Source organism: Burkholderia glumae LMG 2196 = ATCC 33617, assembly GCF_000960995.1.
Classification (GTDB): Bacteria; Pseudomonadota; Gammaproteobacteria; order Burkholderiales; family Burkholderiaceae; genus Burkholderia; species Burkholderia glumae.
In genome coordinates this window covers 2949206-2966091 of record NZ_CP009435.1, presented here as the reverse complement: position 1 = coordinate 2966091, position 16886 = coordinate 2949206, and the positions used below count along the sequence as shown (strand labels likewise).

Sequence of the window (16886 nt, the reverse complement as noted above, 5' to 3'; positions counted from 1 at the left end):
AGGTGAGGCGGGCAGCCGTGGGCAGGCGCCGGAAGCGGGGCGGCCGGACGAGCGGCGGCGCCCGCCCGAGCGTTCAGTCGTGCGCTCAGTCGCGCGCCGGGATCGCCAGGCCGCGCTGCACGGCCGGGCGCGCGAGGAACGCCTCGAGCGCGCGCCCGAGGTTCGGGAAGCGCTCGAACTCGACCAGCTCGCCCGCCTCGTAGAAGCCCACCAGGTTGCGCACCCACGGGAAGGTGGCGATGTCGGCGATCGTGTAGTCGGCGCCGGCGATCCAGGCGTTCGAGGCGAGCCGCGCCTCCAGCACGCCGAGCAGGCGCTTCGCCTCGCCGACGTAGCGATCGCGCGGGCGCTTGTCCTCGTAGTCGCGCCCCGCGAACTTGTGGAAGAAGCCGAGCTGCCCGAACATCGGGCCGATGCCGCCCATCTGGAACATCAGCCACTGGATGGTCTGGTAGCGGCCGGCCGCGTCGGCCGGGATCAGCTTGCCGGTCTTCTCGGCCAGATAGAGCAGGATCGCGCCCGATTCGAACAGGCCGATCGGTTGGCCGCCGGGGCCGTCCGGGTCGATCAGCGCGGGAATCTTGTTGTTCGGGTTCAGCGAGAGGAATTCGGGGGAGAGCTGGTCGTTCGTGTCGAAGCGCACCAGGTGCGGCTCGTAGGGCAGGCCGATTTCCTCCAGCATGATCGACACCTTCACGCCGTTCGGCGTGGGCAGCGAGTAGAGCTGGAGGCGGTCCGGGTGCTGCGCCGGCCATTTTTTCGTGATCGGGAACGCGGACAGGTCGCTCATGGGGCGCTCGGTGAGAGTGGAGGGTTAGGCGATGGTATACGCAAGCGCCGAAGCCCGCCGCCGGGGCGCCACGCCGAGCGCATCGAGCGCGGGCGGCCGCGGACCGCGCCGGCGCTGCCGGGCCGCCATCCGCCGCCGCGCTGCCGTGCCGCCGCCCGCCACGGCGCGGCGCGCCAGCCCGGCGGCCGCGGCAGGCGCGGCACCTCGTTCAGGCCGTCGCCAGGCGCCAGTCGGCGTGGCCCGCGTGGCGCTCGGGCACGCTGCTCGCGGCCGGCGCATCCGGCCGGGTGGCGCCGAGGCGAAAGCGCGCCACCGTCTCGTCGAGCTGCCGCCCCTGCATTTCCAGCGATTTCGACGCGGCCGCGGCCTGCTCGACGAGCGCCGCGTTCTGCTGGGTGGTGTTGTCCATTTGGGTGATCGCCAGATTCACCTGCTCGATGCCGCGGCTCTGCTCGGTCGAGGCCGACGCGATCTGCTCCATGATGTCGGTCACGCGCGCCACCGCCTGCGTGACCTCGGTCATGGTGCGGCCGGCCTCGTCGGCCACCGCGGCGCCGTCGTGCACCGTCTGCACCGAGGTGGTGATCAGATCCTTGATTTCCTTGGCCGCCACCGACGAGCGTTGGGCGAGCGAGCGCACTTCGCTGGCCACCACCGCGAAGCCGCGCCCCTCTTCGCCGGCGCGCGCCGCTTCCACCGCCGCGTTCAGCGCGAGGATGTTGGTCTGGAACGCGATGCCCTCGATGATGCCGGTGATGTCGGCGATCTTCGACGAGCGTTCGCCGATGTCGTTCATGGTGCGGACCACGCGGCCCACCGCGTGGCTGCCGCGCTGCGCGACCTCCGAGGCGCTGCTGGCGAGTTCGCTGGCCTGGCGCGCGTTCTCCGCGTTGAGCCGGACCGTGGAGGTGAACTGTTCCATGGTGGCGGCCGTTTCCTCCAGCGAGGCGGCCTGTTCCTCGGTGCGCTGGCTCAGGTCGATGTTGCCCGCCGCGATCTCGCCGACCGCCGAGGCGATGCTCGAGCTGCCCTCGCGCACGCGGCTGACGATGCCGGCGAGCCGCGTGTTCATGGTGTCGAGCGCGTCGAGCAGGTCGCGCGTCTCGTCGTGGCCGCGCACCTGGATGTGGCTCGTCAGGTCGCCGTCGGCGACGGTACGCGCCACGCGCACGGCATCGGACAGCGGCCGCGTGATCGCGCGCGTGAGCCAGAGCCCGGCGACGATCGCCAGCAGCACCGCCGCCGCGCTGATCACGGCCATCAGGTTGCGTATGCTCGCGTAGCGCTCGGCGCCGGCCTGCGCGAGCTCGGCCTCGCGCTCGCGCGTATAGGCCGCGTAGGCGTCGGTGGCGCGCACCAGTTCGACCAGCAGCGGGCGGCACTCGTCGTCGATGGCGAGCGTCGCCGCGTCGCGCTTGCCCTGCAGCGCCAGATCGACGATCCGCTGCGCGACTGGGCCGTAGCGGCGCTCCACCTCGGCGATGGCGGCGGCCAGCTCGCGGGCGTGGTCGGTGGCGTCGGGGGCGGCGGCCAGCATCGACTGCAACTGCGCGAGCCGCTGCCGCACGTCCGCGTGCGCGCGCTCGACCTCGGCCTTTTCCACCGCGACATCCTCGGGCCGGGTCACTAGCACCAGATTGCGCGCCGCGACTGCGCGGCGGTCCACCGCCGTGCGCACTTCCTCGGCCACGTTGGCGCGGGCATTGATGCCCTGGGTATAGCTGGCGAACGCATGGTTGGTGTCCGACAGCGCATTCAGCGCGAACGCGGAAATGCCGATGACGACCGCCGCCAGCAAGCCGAAAGCACCAAGTAGCTTGGCCTTGATGCTCAGCCGCAGAATTTTCATGATTGGCCTCTCTCTCTTCTTGAAATTAGGGTTTGAGACGAAAATCGGTGCGACGTCCCTCGTTGTAGCTGCGTTAACGGGCCATTCTTTTTTTTCTTTACCTTTTTGAACCCGAATATGGTTGTCCCGAATAAGGAAAATCAGGCGGCGGCCATGAGGCGATGAATCGGGCGGCGCGAAGCCCTTGTCCAGAAAAGGGTCGAGCGAGTCTTTCAGTGCGGTTTCATCAATGCGATGGCCTGGCGCTCGCTATTTGTTTCAATGTGAATCGTTTGCGATCGCAGTGCCGCATATCCGCTGCGATTCGGCGGATATTGATTATTGGCCGTTGAACGATCGATGCGCGCATGCCGCGTCAAAACAATAGGACGCGATGGAATTGATTCAGAAAAGCGGCAGTGCAGCGGCTTGGCGCAGTGCAATCGCTTGACGCGCAACCGGGCAGGGGAGGCGCCGCCGCCGTGCCGCGGCAGTAACGGCGCGGCCACGGGGCGGTATCGGCGGGGCGGCCGGACGGGGGCGCCTCAGTGGCGCCCGGCACGGCGCACGGCCGGACCGGCCGGCGCGAGCAGGCGGCCGGCCAGGCCGAGCGCATCGTAGAGCAGCACCGCGAGCAGCGCGACGATCACGCCGCCTTGCAGCACGAACGCGGTGTTGGAGGTCTGCAGCCCGGCGATGATCACGTCGCCGAGGCCCCTGGCGGCCACCGTCGAGCCGATCGTGGCGGTGCCGAGATTGATGACCGCCGCGAGCCGCACGCCGTTGACGATCACCGGCATGGCGAGCGGCAGTTCGATCGAGACGAGCCGCTGGCGCGCGCTCATGCCCATGCCGCGCGCGGCGTCGAGCGTGGCGGCCGGGATCGCGCCCAGGCCCGCCAGCGTGCTCTCGAACACCGGCAGCAGGCCGTACAGCGTCAGCGCGAGCAGCACCGGCGCCGCGCCGAAGCCCACCGCCGGCACCGCGAGCGCGAGCACGGCCACCGGCGGGAAGGTCTGGCCGAGGTTGGCGATGCTGCGCGCCACCGGCAGGAAATCGGCGCCCGCCGGGCGCGTGACGGCGATGCCGGCGGCGATCGCGGCCAGCGAGCCGATCAGGCTCGAGGCCGCCACCAGCGCGAGGTGCGAAAGCGTCAGGTCGATCAGGCTGGCGCGGTCGTAGATGGCCGGCGCGCCGTGCTCGGCGAGCGGGGCGAACAGTGGCTGCAGCCAGCCGGGCCGCGCGATCAGCACGAGCAGCGCGGCCAGCGCCACCAGCCGCGCCACGGCGGCCACGGCGCGCAGGCCGGCGCCGTCTGCCCCGCCGTGGTCGCGGGCCTTGCCTCTGGCGCCTGCCTGGACGCCGCGCGGGCCGTTCGGCAAGCTCATGCGCCCTGCCTTGCATGCGCGACGAGCGCGGCGAGCGTGATGCGGGCGGGGGCGGGCAGCGGGGCGGGCCGGGAATCCGGCGCCGAAGCCGCCGGCCGGCCGGCGGGCGGCACCACCGGCAGCGCGTCGGCGCCGCGCCAGAGCAATTCGGACAGCGCATCGCGCAGCGAGCGATCGGCCTCGATCGGCGCGCCGCTCGCCTGGCCGGGCTCGGCCAGTTGCGAGACGGGCGTCAGCGCCAGCAAGCGCAGCGGCCGCTCGGCGCCGGCCACCAGCTTTTCGACGAAGCCGGGCTCGGGCCGCGCGAGCAGCCGCTCGGGCGGGGCGGCCTGCAGCACGCGGCCGCCGTCCATCACCGCGATCTGGTCGCCGAGCCGCAGCGCTTCGTCCATGTCGTGGGTGACCAGCACGATGGTGATGCCGGTGCGCCGCTGCAGTGCCGCGAGGTCGTCCTGCGCCTTGCCGCGGATGATCGGATCGAGCGCGCCGAACGGCTCGTCCATCAGCAGGATCGCAGGCTCGGCGGCCAGCGCGCGCGCCACCCCCACGCGCTGCTGCTGGCCGCCCGAGAGCTGGTGCGGCAGCTTGTGCGCGTAGAGCGACGGATCGAGTTCGAACAGTTCCAGCAGTTCGTGGACGCGCGCCTCGATGCGCGCCTTCGGCCAGCCGGCCAGGGTCGGCACGGTGGCGATGTTGCGTGCCACCGTCCAGTGCGGGAACAGGCCGTGGCCCTGGATCACATAGCCGATGCCGAGCCGCAGCGTCTCGCCGCGCAGCGTGGCGGTGTCCACGCCGTCGATGCGGATGGTGCCGCTGCTCGGCTCGATCAGCCGGTTGATCATGCGCATCAGCGTGGACTTGCCGCTGCCCGAGGCGCCCACCAGCGCCGTGACGGTGCCGGGCGCGACGGCGAGCGAGACGTCGTCGACCGCCACGAGCGGCCCGAAGCGACGCGTCACGCGGTCGATCTCGATCATCGGGAAGCACTCCGTTGGCTGAACTGGATGGCCGCGTCGAACACCACCGACAGCACCGACGCGAGCGCGATGGTCGGCAGCGCGCCGAGCAGCACGAGGTCGGTGGCGGCCTGCCCGAGCCCCTGGAAGATGAAGGTGCCGAAGCCGCCGCCGCCGATCAGCGCGGCCACCGCGGTCAGGCCGACGTTCTGCACCAGCACGATGCGCAGCCCGGCGAGGATCACCGGGAGCGCCAGCGCGAGTTCCACGCCGAGCACGCGCTGGCGCGGCGTCATGCCCATCGCGGCGGCGGCCTCGATCACGCGCGCGTCGACGCCGTCGATTCCCACCACCACGCTCGACACGATCGGCAGCAGCGCGTACAGGAACAGCGCGACGAAGGCGGGCGCCGGGCCGATCCCGCCGATGCCGAGCGCCGCGGCGAGCGGCAGGTGCGCCGCCAGCAGGCCGAGCGGCACCATCAGGATGCCGAACAGCGCGATGCTCGGGATGGTCTGCACCACGTTCAGCGCCGGCAGCAGCGTCGCGCGCCAGGCCGGGCGGTGCGCGCAGCCGATGCCCAGCGGCAGCGCCACGGCGAACGCGGCGCCCGTCGAGCCGGCCACCAGCGCCAGATGGCGGGCCGCCTCGCTCCAGAACGCGTCGGCGCGCACGGCGTATTCCTGCATCACCGACAGGCCGTCCCATGTCCCGCTCGCGAGCGCGGCGGCGAGCGCCGCGAGCGCCACCGCCAGCACGCCGAGGCGCTTGAGCGGGCCGAGCGCCAGCCGCGCCAGCGCGTCGGCGATCAGCACCGCGAACGCGAACAGCAGCAGCCAGGCGCCGGCCGCGGGCGAGACGCGCGCGATCGGCATGGCACCGCCGACCAGCCGCGCGGGCGCCGCGCCGAGCCAGTAGCCGAGCCAGACCAGCGCCGCCGTGCCCGCCACGGCGCGCCAGCCGGGGGGCGTGCGCGCGAGCGCGAACCCGGCGGCCGCGAGCCAGCCGGCCAGCGCGAGCGCGGCCAGCGGGGCGGGGAACACGTGGGGCAGCGTCAGGCCATGGCCCGGCAGGATCCGGTTCGCGCGGAACGTGACGAAGGGCAGCGCGAGCGCGCCGCACGCGACCAGCGCGACCAGCACGCCGACGCGGTCCACATGGCCGCGCGGCCGGCGCTGGCCGGAAGGCGCCGGCCGCGCGGCGGGGCCCGTCATTTGACGAAGCCCTTCGCCTTCAGGTAGTCGGCCGCGACATGGGCGGCCGGTTCGCCGTTGATCTGGATGCGGCTGTTGAGGGTCTGCAGCGTCTTGAGGTCGAGGCTCGCGAACACCGGCCCGAGCCAGTCGGCGATCTGCGGATGCGCCTTCAGCACCGCTTCGCGGATCACCGGCGCGGGGGCGTAGACGGGCTGCACCTGCTTGTCGTCCTCGAGCAGCACGAGCCCGGAGGCGGCGATCGCGCCGTCGGTGCCATACACCATCGCCGCGTTGACGCCGTCGGTCTGCGCGGCCGCCGCGCGGATCGTGGCGGCCGTGTCGCCGCCCGAGAGCACCAGCAGCTGGTCCGGCTTCAGCTTGAAGCCGTAGGCCTTCTCGAACGACGGCAGGGCCGAGGCGCTGTTGACGAACTCGGCCGACGCCGCGAGCTTGACCTTGCCGCCCGAGGCGACCCAGCGGCCGAAGTCGCTGAACGTCTTCAGGTGCTGCTGGGCGGCGAGCGGCCCGTACACGGCCACGCCCCAGGTGTTGTTGGCGGGCGCGGGCGTGAGCCAGACCAGATGGTTGGCCGAATAGTCGAGCCGTTTGGCTTCGGCATAGCCGCGCGCGGCGTTCTTCCAGGCCGGGTCGCCGGCCTTGTTGAAGAAGAACGCGGCATTGCCGGTGTACTCGGGGTAGACGTCGATCTCGCCCGCCACCAGCGCGCGGCGCACGATCGGCGTGGCGCCGAGGCTGATCTTGTCGGTCACGCCCAGGCCGTGCGACTTGAGCACCTGCGCGATCAGGTTGCCGAGCAGGCTGCCTTCGGTGTCGATCTTCGAGGCGACGGTGATCGTGTCGGCGTGGGCCGCCCCGGCGGCGAGCGTGCCGCCGAACGCGGCGGCCAGCGTAAGCGCCGCGCAGATGCGGCGGCGAACGGCGGTATCCATGGTGAAGCGGCCTCCTGGAGGGGCGGTCGGGGGACATGGCGCGCAATCCGCCAAACGGCGTTCAACGTTACGCGAGTGGCGCGCGTTTGGCAAACCCAAGGGGCAGGATCAGCGCCGTCGCTGCGAGCGCAGCGGGCCGGCCCGCACGCGCCGTGCCCGCCGCCCGGCAGGCACGCGCCGCACCCGCCCGAAACCCGCGGCAGGCGTGCCGCTGCGTGCCGCCGCGCCGTGCCGGGCCGCGCGCGGCGGCGCCAACGGAGGCGAACGTGCCGGCTACGTCGCCGATCGCGGGCCAACGGCTCGTGATGATCTCGCGCGTTTCATAGTTCGATTCTATTTGCGAAACAATGGCGATCGTCGTTCAATGACGTTCCGCGCCGGCCGTGCCGTTCAGGTTCGACCGTTGGTCCCGCTTCCAGGAGTGCAACGAGATGGCCCCCCAGAGCAACATCGACGAAATCGTCCAGTCGATCGCCGCCGATACCCACACGCCGAAGGAAACCGTGTCCGCCCTCTACGAGAAGACGCTCGCCGAATACCGCGACGGCGCGCGCATCCTCGACTACGTCGCGCTGCTGGCGGCGAAGCGGGTGCGCGACGACCTGCGCCGCCAGCGGCACTGAGCATCCCGGCCGCGCGCGCGGCTCACGCGCTCCCCGTTCCCGATCGGCCGCCGTCCCGGCACCCGCGCTGCACACGCGCGCAAGAGCCGGTCGCCAGCGCCGCATACCGGCTCGCCTTGCTCACGAACCGGGCGGGCGGCGGCACCGGGTATGCCGCCACCGGCGCTCCCGGCGCGGCCGGGCGGCGAAATGCCGAAGCCGCAGCAAGGTCCGGCGGGCGACTCCCGATCGCAGGCTCAGTGCGGCGCGGCCCGCGATTTCATGCGGCTCTTGTCGGCGTACATGCGCAGGTCCGATTCGGCGAGCAGCCGGGCGACCGAGGGCTCGTCGCGCGGGTCGTAATCGACGTGGCCGACACTGAAGCGGATCTCGTATTCGAGCCCGGCCTGCCTGCCGCGCGCGCCGAGATCCTTGCGCAGCCGCTCCACCAGCGCCTGCACGTCGAGCTGTTCGGACATCACCAGCGCGACGAACTCGTCGCCGCCGAGCCGCCCGATCACGTCCATCTCGCGCAGCACGGTGGTGAGCGAACGCGCGAACAGCACCAGCGCGCGGTCGCCCTCGGCGTGGCCGAAACGGTCGTTGATCTGCTTGAAGCCGTCCAGATCGAAGAACAGCAGCGAGGCCGGCAGGCCGCGCCGCCGGCACGCGTTCAGCGCCTGCTGCGAGAGCATCTCGAAGCCGCGCCGGTTCGACAGCGCGGTCAGCGAATCGAGCGTGGCCAGCTGCACGGCCGCCACCTCGCGCTCGGCCAGGTTCGCCAGATCCCGCAGGTGGCTCAGGTCGGTCGCGTCGATCTCGCGCGGGCGCGTATCGATCAGGCACAGCGTGCCCAGATTGGTGCCGTCGGGCAGCGCGAGCGGATGCCCGGCGTAGAAGCGGATGCCCGGCGCCCCGGTGACGAGCGGGTTGCCGGCGAAGCGCGGGTCGAGCGTGGCGTCGGGGATCACGAGCGTGTCGTCGGAGAGGATCGCGTGGGCGCAGAACGAGACGTCGCGCGAGGTCTCGCGCGCCTCCAGGCCAAAGCAGCTCTTGAACCACTGGCGGTTCGCGTCGATCAGCGAGACGAGCGCGATCGGCACGTCGAAGATACGCCGGGCGAGCCGGGCGATGCGGTCGAAGCGTTCCTCGTCGGGCGTGTCGAGCAGATCCAGACCATGCAGCCGGGCAAGCCGTGAAGCTTCGTTGACGGGTAAGGGAGCGATTTGCATGCGATCGGATCTCACGAAGTCGGATGGCCTGGCCGCCTGCGCCCAGGGCTGTCCTGGCCGGGGCGCGCGGGCGGCAGATCGATGGTGTCATCGTAGAGCATTCGCGGCAATCCCGTAATGGCCCGGAGCCGGGCGCGGCCATCCACGACGGCACGCTCGCTGGCCCCGCTTCCGGCCCTCCCGGCCGCGCCGCGGCGGGCGCCGCCGGGCCGCCGAAGCTTTCTTTCCGCTTTCGCCGAAACCGCTCGGAGCCGCGCCGGACAAGGCGCTCAGGCAGCCGCCGGCAAGCCCAACACCGCGATGTAACAATCGCGAATTATCGTCGGGGCGGCAGGCGCGAGAAGCGCGCTGCCCACCCCGGACGCGGGACCGCGTCCGCCGGATATCATTCGACGGAGAAATCCCCATGCAGACGCCGGCACTACGGCACTTGATACTGATCGGTATGCTCGCCGCCGCGGCTTCGCTGGCGGCCTGCAACGGCGACGATTCGCAGCCGGTCGCGCAGCCGGCCACGCCGCCGAAGGCGGCCTGCGGCAACGTCGCGGCCGCCACCGTGACCCTGCATTGCCCGCCCGGCTTCACGGCGCCGAAATCCTGACGCCCGACGATCCCTCCACCAGGACCCGACATGGTCACCCAATCCCGACGCGATTTTCTGAAGTTCTCCGCCGGCCTCGCCGGTGCCACCGCGGCCACCACGCTGGTGCCCGAATCGATCCGCCGCGCGCTCGCGATCGAGCCGGCCACCGTGACCGGCACGATCCAGGACGTGCAGCACATCGTGGTGTTCATGCAGGAGAACCGCTCGTTCGATCACTACCTCGGCCACCTGAGCGGCGTGCGCGGCTATAACGACCGCTTCCCCGTCACGCTGCCGAACGGCAAGCCGGTGTGGTTCCAGCCGCGCCAGGAAGACCCGAGCAAGGTGATCGCGCCGTTCCGCTACGACACCACCAACCCGAACTGGAACGCGCAGTGCATCGGCGGCCTGCCGCACACCTGGGTCACCACGCACAGCGCGATCGACCACGGCCGCGCCGGCCAGTGGGCCGCCCAGAAGACCAACATGACGATGGGCTACCATCAGCGCGAAGACGTGCCGTTCCACTACGCGCTCGCCGATGCGTTCACCGTCTGCGACCAGTATTTCTGCTCGATCCCCGGCAACACCCACCCGAACCGCATGTACCTGATGACGGGCATGGTCGATCCGCTGGCCACCGGCGGCGGCCCGCTGCTCGACAACGTCGACTACATCGACAACCAGTTCGAGCCGAACCAACTGCGCAATCCGCTGACCTGGACCACCTATCCGGAACGCCTGGAGGCGGCCGGCATTTCGTGGCAGGTGTACCAGCAGGGCACCAACTTCGACAACTTCACGGGCAACTACGGCACCAACATGCTCGCGGCGTTCCAGAACTTCGTGAACGCGCCGGCCGGCTCCTCGCTGCAGCAGCGCGGCATGAGCACGCGCAACATCGCGCAGCTGAAGGCCGACGTGCAGGCCGGCGCGCTGCCGCAGGTGTCGTGGCTGCTGCCGCCGGCCGCCTATTCGGAGCATCCGAAGTACACGCCGCTCTACGGCGCCTACTACATCTCGACGATTCTCGACGCGCTGACCTCGAACCCCGACGTCTGGAGCAAGACCGTCCTCTTCATCATGTACGACGAGAACGACGGCTTGTTCGACCACGTCGTGCCGCCGCAGGCGCCCACCTACGTCTCCACGCCGCCGGTGAACGTCGGCGCGAGCACGGTGGACATCTCGCTGGAGCGCCACACGGTGGTGCCGCCTCAGGAGGTGGGCACCTTTACCGCCGACACGCTGCCCTATGGGCTCGGGCCGCGCGTGCCGATGTTCGTGGTGTCGCCGTGGTCGAAGGGCGGCTTCGTCAGCTCGCAGGTGTTCGATCACACCTCGGTGCTGCAATTCATCGAGCGGCGCTTCGGCGTAACGGAGCCGAACATCTCGCCGTGGCGCCGCGCCGTGTGCGGCGATCTCACCTCCACGCTCGACTTCACGAAGTCGGACGCGACCTTCCCGAGCCTGCCGAGCACCTCGAACTACGTCGCGCAGGCCGACCTGCAGTGCTCGCGCGCCACCGCGCAGACCGCGCCGGCCGCCAGCACCGCCACGCCGAGCATCGCCGCGCAGGAGCCGGGCACGCGCCTGTCGCGGCCGACGCCCTACGAACTGCACGTCAACGGGCAACTGACGAGCGCCGGCTACACCATCACGTTCGCGAGCAGCGGCACGCAGGGCGCGCACTTCTGGGTCTACACCAACGATTCGACCGCCTTGCCGCGTTCGTACACGGTGGAAGCCGGCAAGCAGCTGTCCGACACCTGGGCGCTCGACGCGGGCAGCGGCTACGCGATCCACGTCTACGGCCCGAACGGCTATTTCCGCCGCTTCCTCGGCGCGGCCTCGGGCGAGGCCGCCGCGCATCCGGACCTGACGACCTGCTACGACGTGGCCAACGGCAACGTCTACGTGACGCTGGCCAACGGCGGCACCCAGCCGATCACGGTGACGGCCACCGATCTGGCCTACGGCCAGGCGCCGCGCAGCCTGACGGTGCCGGCCGGGCAGAGCCTGGAGGCGCACTGGGATCTGTCCTGCAGCAGCCAGTGGTACGACCTGCAGTTCACCATCCCCGACAACCCGTCCTGGCTGCGCCGCATCGCGGGACGCGTCGAGAACGGCAGGGTCACCACCACCGACCCGGCCGCCACCGCGCCGGTCACCAAGGCGATCTGACCCGCAACGTCGCCGGATGTCGCATGGCCGGGCGGGCAGTCCACCGTCCCGGCCGGCGATTCGCCCTCCGTCCGATATCGCCGGCGCCGCAGCCCGCGGGGTGACGCGCGCCGGGTCCCGTTCCTCGTGTCAGGGCGAGCACCTAGGTAAAAACCCTAGGGTGCGATAGAATGTCGCCCTCAAAGGAGGACTGAGGGATGATGCCTCACCGTTTCGTCGTACTGGAAAAGATCGCCTTCTCGCTGGTGGTGATGTCCGCCGTCGCCTGCACCGCCTTCATCACCTACCAGCGCTGCCCCGAGGACGTGCGCAACATGCTCGACGCGGGCAAGGACCTGCTGGCCACCAGCGCGGCCGGCTATTCGATCGCCTGCGCCTCGGTCGACCCGAACGCCTGCATCGGCCTGCCGACCTACTGATGCCGCGCCACGCCGGCCGGGCCGCCCGTCATTGCCCCGGCTGCGAGACGCGTTCGAGCGTGTTCGCCAGTTCGTCCTGAGACGCGCCCTGGGCGCGCGTGGCGATGTCGCCGAGCGACAGCATGCCCACCAGTTGCCCGCTCGCCGTGACCACCGGCGTGCGCCGGATGCGAGCCTCGGCCATGCGCTGCTGGACCGCGTCCAGATCGTCGTGCTCGCGGCAGCAGACCGGCCGCCGGGTCGCGACCTCGCCGATCGCCGTGTCGGGGCCGACGTCGTCGGCCAGCACGCGCACCGCCAGATCGCGGTCGGTCACGATGCCGACGAGGCGGCCGCGATCGCACACCGGCAAGGCGCCCACGTCGTAGTGCGCCATGCACTGCGCCGCGTGCCGTACCGAGTCGTTCGGCGCGATCGATACCACGTCGCGCGACATCACATCCGCTACCCGAATCATTGCTTGTCCTCCGTCGTTGCCTGCCCGGGCAGCGCGCAATTCGCGTGCCGGCACGCGGCATGGCGCTTGCGCGGTTCCTGGGCGACGCAAGCGTGCGCCCGATCCAGAGGAGGACAGCATGACGATGATCGTGACAGGCAACTTCCAGACTTTCGCCGACGCGGAGGCGTCCCGGCGCCGATTGATGGACCAGCGGTTCCGGCGCGACGACGTGTCGATCTTTTTCCTGAATCCGCACGGCCAGCACGGCCGCTTTCCGATCGGCGGCGACGTGTATGCCGATACCGCCGCCAAGCCGGGCGGGCGCGGCGCCATCGCCGGTACGGTGCGGGGCGTGTCGATCGGCCTGCTGCTCGGCCTGCTCGTCTATGCGATCGGCCACACGCCATGGTGGGTGCCGGTTGCCACCACGCTGCTCGGTGCCTATCTGGGGGCGTTCAGCGGCGCGCTGGCACGGATGCGCGGGCGCGCCGAGGAGGGCACGGGTGCGCTGTCCGGCACCGAGCACGGCGTGGTGCTGGCCGCCCACGTGACCGAGAGCAACGCCACCACGGCCGAGGAAATCCTGCGATCGACGGGGGCCATGTCGGTGGAGCGCGTGGACGGCGAATGGCGCGACGGGCGCTGGCAGGACTTCGACCCGACCCGCCGGCCCGACGACCGCGCGTGACGCGCGGATGCGGCGCGCTGCGGTGCGTCGGCGGACGGCCGGCGCGGGCGGTCGAAGGCGGGCGCCGCATGGGAAAGATTTGCAATCGGGATGTAGCGATTGCCGCCGCCCAGCCGCGGCGCGGCGCGGGGGCCGCCCGCGGCGAGCCCGGCAGGCGCAGGGCGGGGGCCTGATGCGCGCCGCTGCGGCACGCAGGTTGCGTCCGGTTTGCCGAGGTTTGCTAATCGCCCGCGACGAAGGTGGACAGGGCGCCGGCCGCCGGTTCGTGGCCCGCGCGCCGGACCGCGCCACCGGCGCCGTTCCGCGTTCGCCGGCGGGCCCAGCCCACCCGACGATGCCGCCATGCGCAAGCGGCGGCACCGGCGATATGACAAGGAGCCCAGATGAACCAGCCCGTCAAATCCAATCCCTATCCGCAGCAGCAGCACGAGAAAGCCGGCCAGAGCCCGGTGAAGACGCCCGCCGCCGGCAAGGACCAGCCCGATGCCGGGACGCAGGCGGCCGGCTTCGCGAGCCGGCAGACGCCGGAGACGATCGCGGGCAAGACCCCCACCGGCCTGCCGCCGATCGAGCGCGGCGATCGCGGCGCGCAGCACGGCGATCCGGTGCGGCGTGCCGCCGAGCGCATCACCTCGCTCGACAATGCCAACATGGCAGCCACCGACAATGCAGTGGACGTGGACGGCAAGGGCCTGGAGGCGCGCCGCGAAGCCTCGCCGCGCCAGGACAACGTGATTCACTCCAACGCCTCGCTCGACGAAGCGACCCGGCCGCCCGCCGAGGGGCTCGGCGGCATCGACAGCCAGCCGCCGTCGGAAGTGCTCGCGCGGCCGGGCTGGCGCGTGGAAAACCGCGGCACCGTGACCGTGGAACACACCAACGGCGAGCGGGCGGAGCGAGTGTTCAGCTTCGAGCGTTCGTCGCACTGAGGTTCACCGCCGGCCGGCAGGCGCGACGCGCGGTTCCGCCGCCGCGCCTGCCCGCGTGCCGGGCCTTGCCGCCGTTCCCGATGCGCCGTTCCCCGCGCGGCGCCGCGGGTTTCGTTTCGTGCTAGGCTTCGCTGCGGCCCGGGCCTGACCGCCGGCCCGCCGTCGTGCCGGGCGCGGCGCGCGCTGGCCCGGCACGCCGGTCGATCCCGGCGCTGCCCCGAACCGGCGCGAATCCCATGATGCACGGCTTCGCGCCACGCCTTCGGGCTTCGCCGCCGGGCACCTCCTTTCGTCACGCTTCGTCTTTCCACTCATGTCGACTCTGCCTTCGTCGCCGGCACGCGCCCCGCGTGCGCTCGGTGCCATCAATCCGAAGTCACTCGGTTTCGCGCTGCTGCTCGTCGTGCTCGGTGCCGTCTATCTCGCGCGGGCCGTCAGCCTCCGGCAGGCCGCGCTGTATCTCGTCGGCGCGCTGCTCGGGATGACGCTCTATCACGCCGCGTTCGGCTTCACGTCCGCGTGGCGCGTGTTCATCGCCGACCGCCGCGGCGCCGGCCTGCGCGCGCAGATGCTGATGCTCGCGATCGGCGTGCTGCTGTTCTTTCCCGCGCTGTCGGGCGGCACGCTGTTCGGCCATCCGGTGACGGGGCTCGTCTCGCCGGCCGGCACCTCGGTCGTCGTCGGCGCGTTCCTGTTCGGCCTCGGCATGCAGCTTGGCGGCGGCTGCGCCTCCGGCACGCTCTACACGGTGGGCGGCGGCAGCACGCGCATGATCGTCACGCTGCTCGCGTTCGTGGCGGGTTCGGTGGTGGCCACCGCGCACATGCCGTTCTGGACCTCGATGCCGCAGTGGAAGCCCGTCTCGCTGGTGCATGCCTTCGGCGTGCTGCCCGCGCTCGCGCTGAGTCTCGCGGTGTTCGCCGCGATCGCCGCGCTGACCGTGGTGATCGAGACGCGCCGCCACGGCGGCCTGGTGCGCGAGGCGCGCGCACCGCACACCTCGCCGTGGCTGCATGGCCCGTGGCCGCTGCTGGCCGGCGCCGTCGCGCTCGCCTTGCTCAACTTCGCCACGCTCGCGCTGTCGGGGCGGCCGTGGGGCGTGACCTCCGCGTTCGCGCTGTGGGGCGCGAAGGGCTTCGCCGCGCTCGGCATCGACGTCGCGAGCTGGAAGTACTGGACGGCCGGCCCCAACGCCGCCGCGCTCGCCGCGCCGGCCAGCCACGACGTGACCACCGTGATGGACATCGGCATCGTGCTGGGCGCGATGGCGGCCGCCTCGCTGGCCGGCCGCTACGCGCCCGTCTGGCGCGTGCCGCTGCGCTCGCTGCTCGCCGCCGTGGCGGGCGGGCTGCTGCTCGGTTACGGCGCGCGGCTCGCGTATGGCTGCAACATCGGCGCCTACTTCAGCGGAATCGTCTCGGGCAGCCTGCACGGCTGGCTCTGGCTCGTCTGCGCGTTCGCCGGCAACGTGCTGGGCACGCGGCTGCGCCCGTGGTTCGGCCTCGAAGTGGAGCGCGTGAAGCCCAGCGGATGCTGAGCTCGCCGGGCGCCGGCTTTCTGCTACATTACGCCTCGCGCCGCTCGCAACGACGGCGCCCGGGCCGCGCTGCCGCCGCCGGCGCGCGCGGCGTCCGGCCAGAACGACATCCATCCGCTGAGAGAACAACCATGATCCAACAGGCAGTCCGGCTCGCATCGGCCGGCGTGGCGCTGGCCGCATCGGCCGCGTTGCTGTCGCCCGTCGCGCACGCGGCCGGGCCGGCAGTCAAGAAGGTCAAGCTGCTCGAACTCTATTCGCGCTATGCGCACGACGGCCAGTCGGTCACCGGCCTGCCCGAGTATGGCGACGGCAAGCGCATCCTGTTTACGGCGGTGGTGGTCGAGCAGTCGCAAGGATTGGTCGGCAATACGCTGCTGGTGGCGGCCGACCCGTCGCAGCCCGACGAGCCGCTCGCGCGCCTGACCGGCTACGACGAGAAGGAGGCGCGGAAGATGGCGGCGCTGCCGGCGGGCGCGAAGTTCAGCGCGATTTGCGCGCTCGCGCTCACCTCGGGCTCGGACTTCCTGGCGCTGCATGACTGCGTGGTGAAGCCTTGAGCGCGCCGCCGAGGTGCCGCTTGGCCGCCGTGCTGGGCGGCGTGGTGCTGGCCTGCGCGGCGCCGGCCGGCCATGCGGCCGCCAAGGCCGACCCGCACGCGCTGATCGAGCAGCTCGTGCAATGCCGCGCGTCGTTCGACGATCTGGTCAGCTTCAACGACCGCGTCGATGCGCATGCGGTGGGCTTTCCCGAGGCGAAGCCCATGCCCGGCACGTCCGGCCCGGTGTGGACCGTCAAGCCGGCGGTGAGCGCGCTCGGCGTCAGTTCCGACACCGTGCTGTTGAACAGCCGCAGCAGCGTGTTCGTGGTGGTGGCCTCGCCGCACGCCGCCGACGACGTGCTCGCGCTGGGCCAGCGCGAGGGCCTGGGCGTGGAGCTGAAGATGGGCGGCTACGCGGTCGTGCGCAAGGACCTGGACCAGCGTGCCGCGCGCGCGTTCAACATCGACGGCGGGCATTACGCGGCCGGCTGCGTCTATGACGAGCCGGCGTTCGACGCGGCACGCGCCGCGCGCTACAACGCCACGCCGCAGCGCCGCGCGGAGAAGAAGGCGCTGGAAAAGGCGCTGCAGCAGGCGCAGTGAGGCCGGGCCTGCCGCGCCGCG

The 16886-nt window shown here is 71.6% G+C and carries 18 protein-coding genes; 9 read left to right on the top strand and 9 right to left on the bottom strand.

All coding sequences use genetic code 11. The features are described from left to right. Window positions 1-85 precede the first annotated feature (85 nt). From KS03_RS25815 to osmF, 7 genes are all read right to left on the bottom strand, one after another. Window positions 86-790 carry a glutathione S-transferase N-terminal domain-containing protein gene (locus tag KS03_RS25815; RefSeq protein WP_015875855.1) on the bottom strand — a complete coding sequence of 235 codons (705 nt, stop codon included), beginning with the start codon at window positions 788-790 and terminating at the stop codon, window positions 86-88. Between the two features lie 208 nt (window positions 791-998). Beyond that, the gene (locus KS03_RS25810) at window positions 999-2639 is read right to left on the bottom strand and encodes a methyl-accepting chemotaxis protein (RefSeq protein ID WP_015875854.1); all 1641 of its coding nucleotides are present in this window, start codon (window positions 2637-2639) and stop codon (window positions 999-1001) included. Between the two features lie 212 nt (window positions 2640-2851). Further along, window positions 2852-3127 (bottom strand): hypothetical protein, encoded by a 276-nt coding sequence (locus KS03_RS31750; protein ID WP_124837369.1) that lies wholly within the window; start codon window positions 3125-3127, stop codon window positions 2852-2854. A gap of 36 nt (window positions 3128-3163) precedes the next feature. Then, window positions 3164-4006 (bottom strand): ABC transporter permease, encoded by an 843-nt coding sequence (locus KS03_RS25805; RefSeq protein WP_015875853.1) that lies wholly within the window; start codon window positions 4004-4006, stop codon window positions 3164-3166. Beyond that, a complete protein-coding gene (locus KS03_RS25800) occupies window positions 4003-4983 on the bottom strand; it encodes an ABC transporter ATP-binding protein (protein ID WP_015875852.1) in 981 nt (326 codons plus the stop codon). Before KS03_RS25800 ends, KS03_RS25805 begins: the two co-directional genes overlap by 4 nt. After that, window positions 4980-6176, bottom strand: a complete 1197-nt coding sequence (locus KS03_RS25795) for an ABC transporter permease (protein ID WP_015875851.1) — start codon at window positions 6174-6176, stop codon at window positions 4980-4982. The genes KS03_RS25800 and KS03_RS25795 overlap by 4 nt, the downstream gene beginning before the upstream one ends. Continuing rightward, a complete protein-coding gene (gene osmF / locus KS03_RS25790; protein ID WP_015875850.1) occupies window positions 6173-7108 on the bottom strand; it encodes a glycine betaine ABC transporter substrate-binding protein OsmF in 936 nt (311 codons plus the stop codon). Before osmF ends, KS03_RS25795 begins: the two co-directional genes overlap by 4 nt. Window positions 7109-7539: 431 nt before the next feature. Here osmF and KS03_RS25785 point away from each other — a divergent pair, with 431 nt between their 5' ends. Beyond that, window positions 7540-7731, top strand: coding sequence for a DUF3562 domain-containing protein (locus KS03_RS25785; RefSeq protein WP_015875849.1), 192 nt, complete (start codon window positions 7540-7542; stop codon window positions 7729-7731). A gap of 236 nt (window positions 7732-7967) precedes the next feature. On the opposite strand, the gene KS03_RS25780 is transcribed toward KS03_RS25785, so the two are convergent. Next, entirely contained in the window at window positions 7968-8942 is a 975-nt protein-coding gene (locus KS03_RS25780) for a GGDEF domain-containing protein (protein WP_015875848.1), read from the bottom strand. Window positions 8943-9348: 406 nt separating this feature from the next. Between KS03_RS25780 and KS03_RS25775 the strand changes: the two genes are divergently transcribed. From KS03_RS25775 to KS03_RS25765, 3 genes are all read left to right on the top strand, one after another. Continuing rightward, window positions 9349-9543 (top strand): hypothetical protein, encoded by a 195-nt coding sequence (locus KS03_RS25775; RefSeq protein ID WP_015875847.1) that lies wholly within the window; start codon window positions 9349-9351, stop codon window positions 9541-9543. 30 nt (window positions 9544-9573) lie between these two features. Next, window positions 9574-11709 carry a phosphocholine-specific phospholipase C gene (locus KS03_RS25770; RefSeq protein ID WP_015875846.1) on the top strand — a complete coding sequence of 712 codons (2136 nt, stop codon included), beginning with the start codon at window positions 9574-9576 and terminating at the stop codon, window positions 11707-11709. A gap of 197 nt (window positions 11710-11906) precedes the next feature. Then, complete coding sequence (locus KS03_RS25765; RefSeq protein WP_015875845.1) at window positions 11907-12128, top strand: hypothetical protein; 222 nt, start codon at window positions 11907-11909, stop codon at window positions 12126-12128. Window positions 12129-12156: 28 nt separating this feature from the next. On the opposite strand, the gene KS03_RS25760 is transcribed toward KS03_RS25765, so the two are convergent. After that, window positions 12157-12585 carry a CBS domain-containing protein gene (locus tag KS03_RS25760; protein ID WP_015875844.1) on the bottom strand — a complete coding sequence of 143 codons (429 nt, stop codon included), beginning with the start codon at window positions 12583-12585 and terminating at the stop codon, window positions 12157-12159. 118 nt (window positions 12586-12703) lie between these two features. Here KS03_RS25760 and KS03_RS25755 point away from each other — a divergent pair, with 118 nt between their 5' ends. The 5 genes from KS03_RS25755 (at window position 12704) to KS03_RS25735 (ending at window position 16865) form a co-directional block, all read left to right on the top strand. After that, complete coding sequence (locus KS03_RS25755) at window positions 12704-13255, top strand: membrane protein (RefSeq protein WP_015875843.1); 552 nt, start codon at window positions 12704-12706, stop codon at window positions 13253-13255. A 383-nt stretch (window positions 13256-13638) separates the two neighbouring features. Beyond that, the gene (locus KS03_RS25750; protein ID WP_015875842.1) at window positions 13639-14184 is read left to right on the top strand and encodes a DUF3005 domain-containing protein; all 546 of its coding nucleotides are present in this window, start codon (window positions 13639-13641) and stop codon (window positions 14182-14184) included. Between the two features lie 313 nt (window positions 14185-14497). Then, window positions 14498-15721, top strand: coding sequence for a YeeE/YedE family protein (locus tag KS03_RS25745; RefSeq protein WP_015875841.1), 1224 nt, complete (start codon window positions 14498-14500; stop codon window positions 15719-15721). Window positions 15722-15852: 131 nt separating this feature from the next. After that, the gene (locus KS03_RS25740) at window positions 15853-16281 is read left to right on the top strand and encodes a hypothetical protein (protein ID WP_015875840.1); all 429 of its coding nucleotides are present in this window, start codon (window positions 15853-15855) and stop codon (window positions 16279-16281) included. 20 nt (window positions 16282-16301) lie between these two features. Further along, window positions 16302-16865 carry a hypothetical protein gene (locus KS03_RS25735; RefSeq protein WP_017433026.1) on the top strand — a complete coding sequence of 188 codons (564 nt, stop codon included), beginning with the start codon at window positions 16302-16304 and terminating at the stop codon, window positions 16863-16865. Window positions 16866-16886 lie beyond the last annotated feature (21 nt).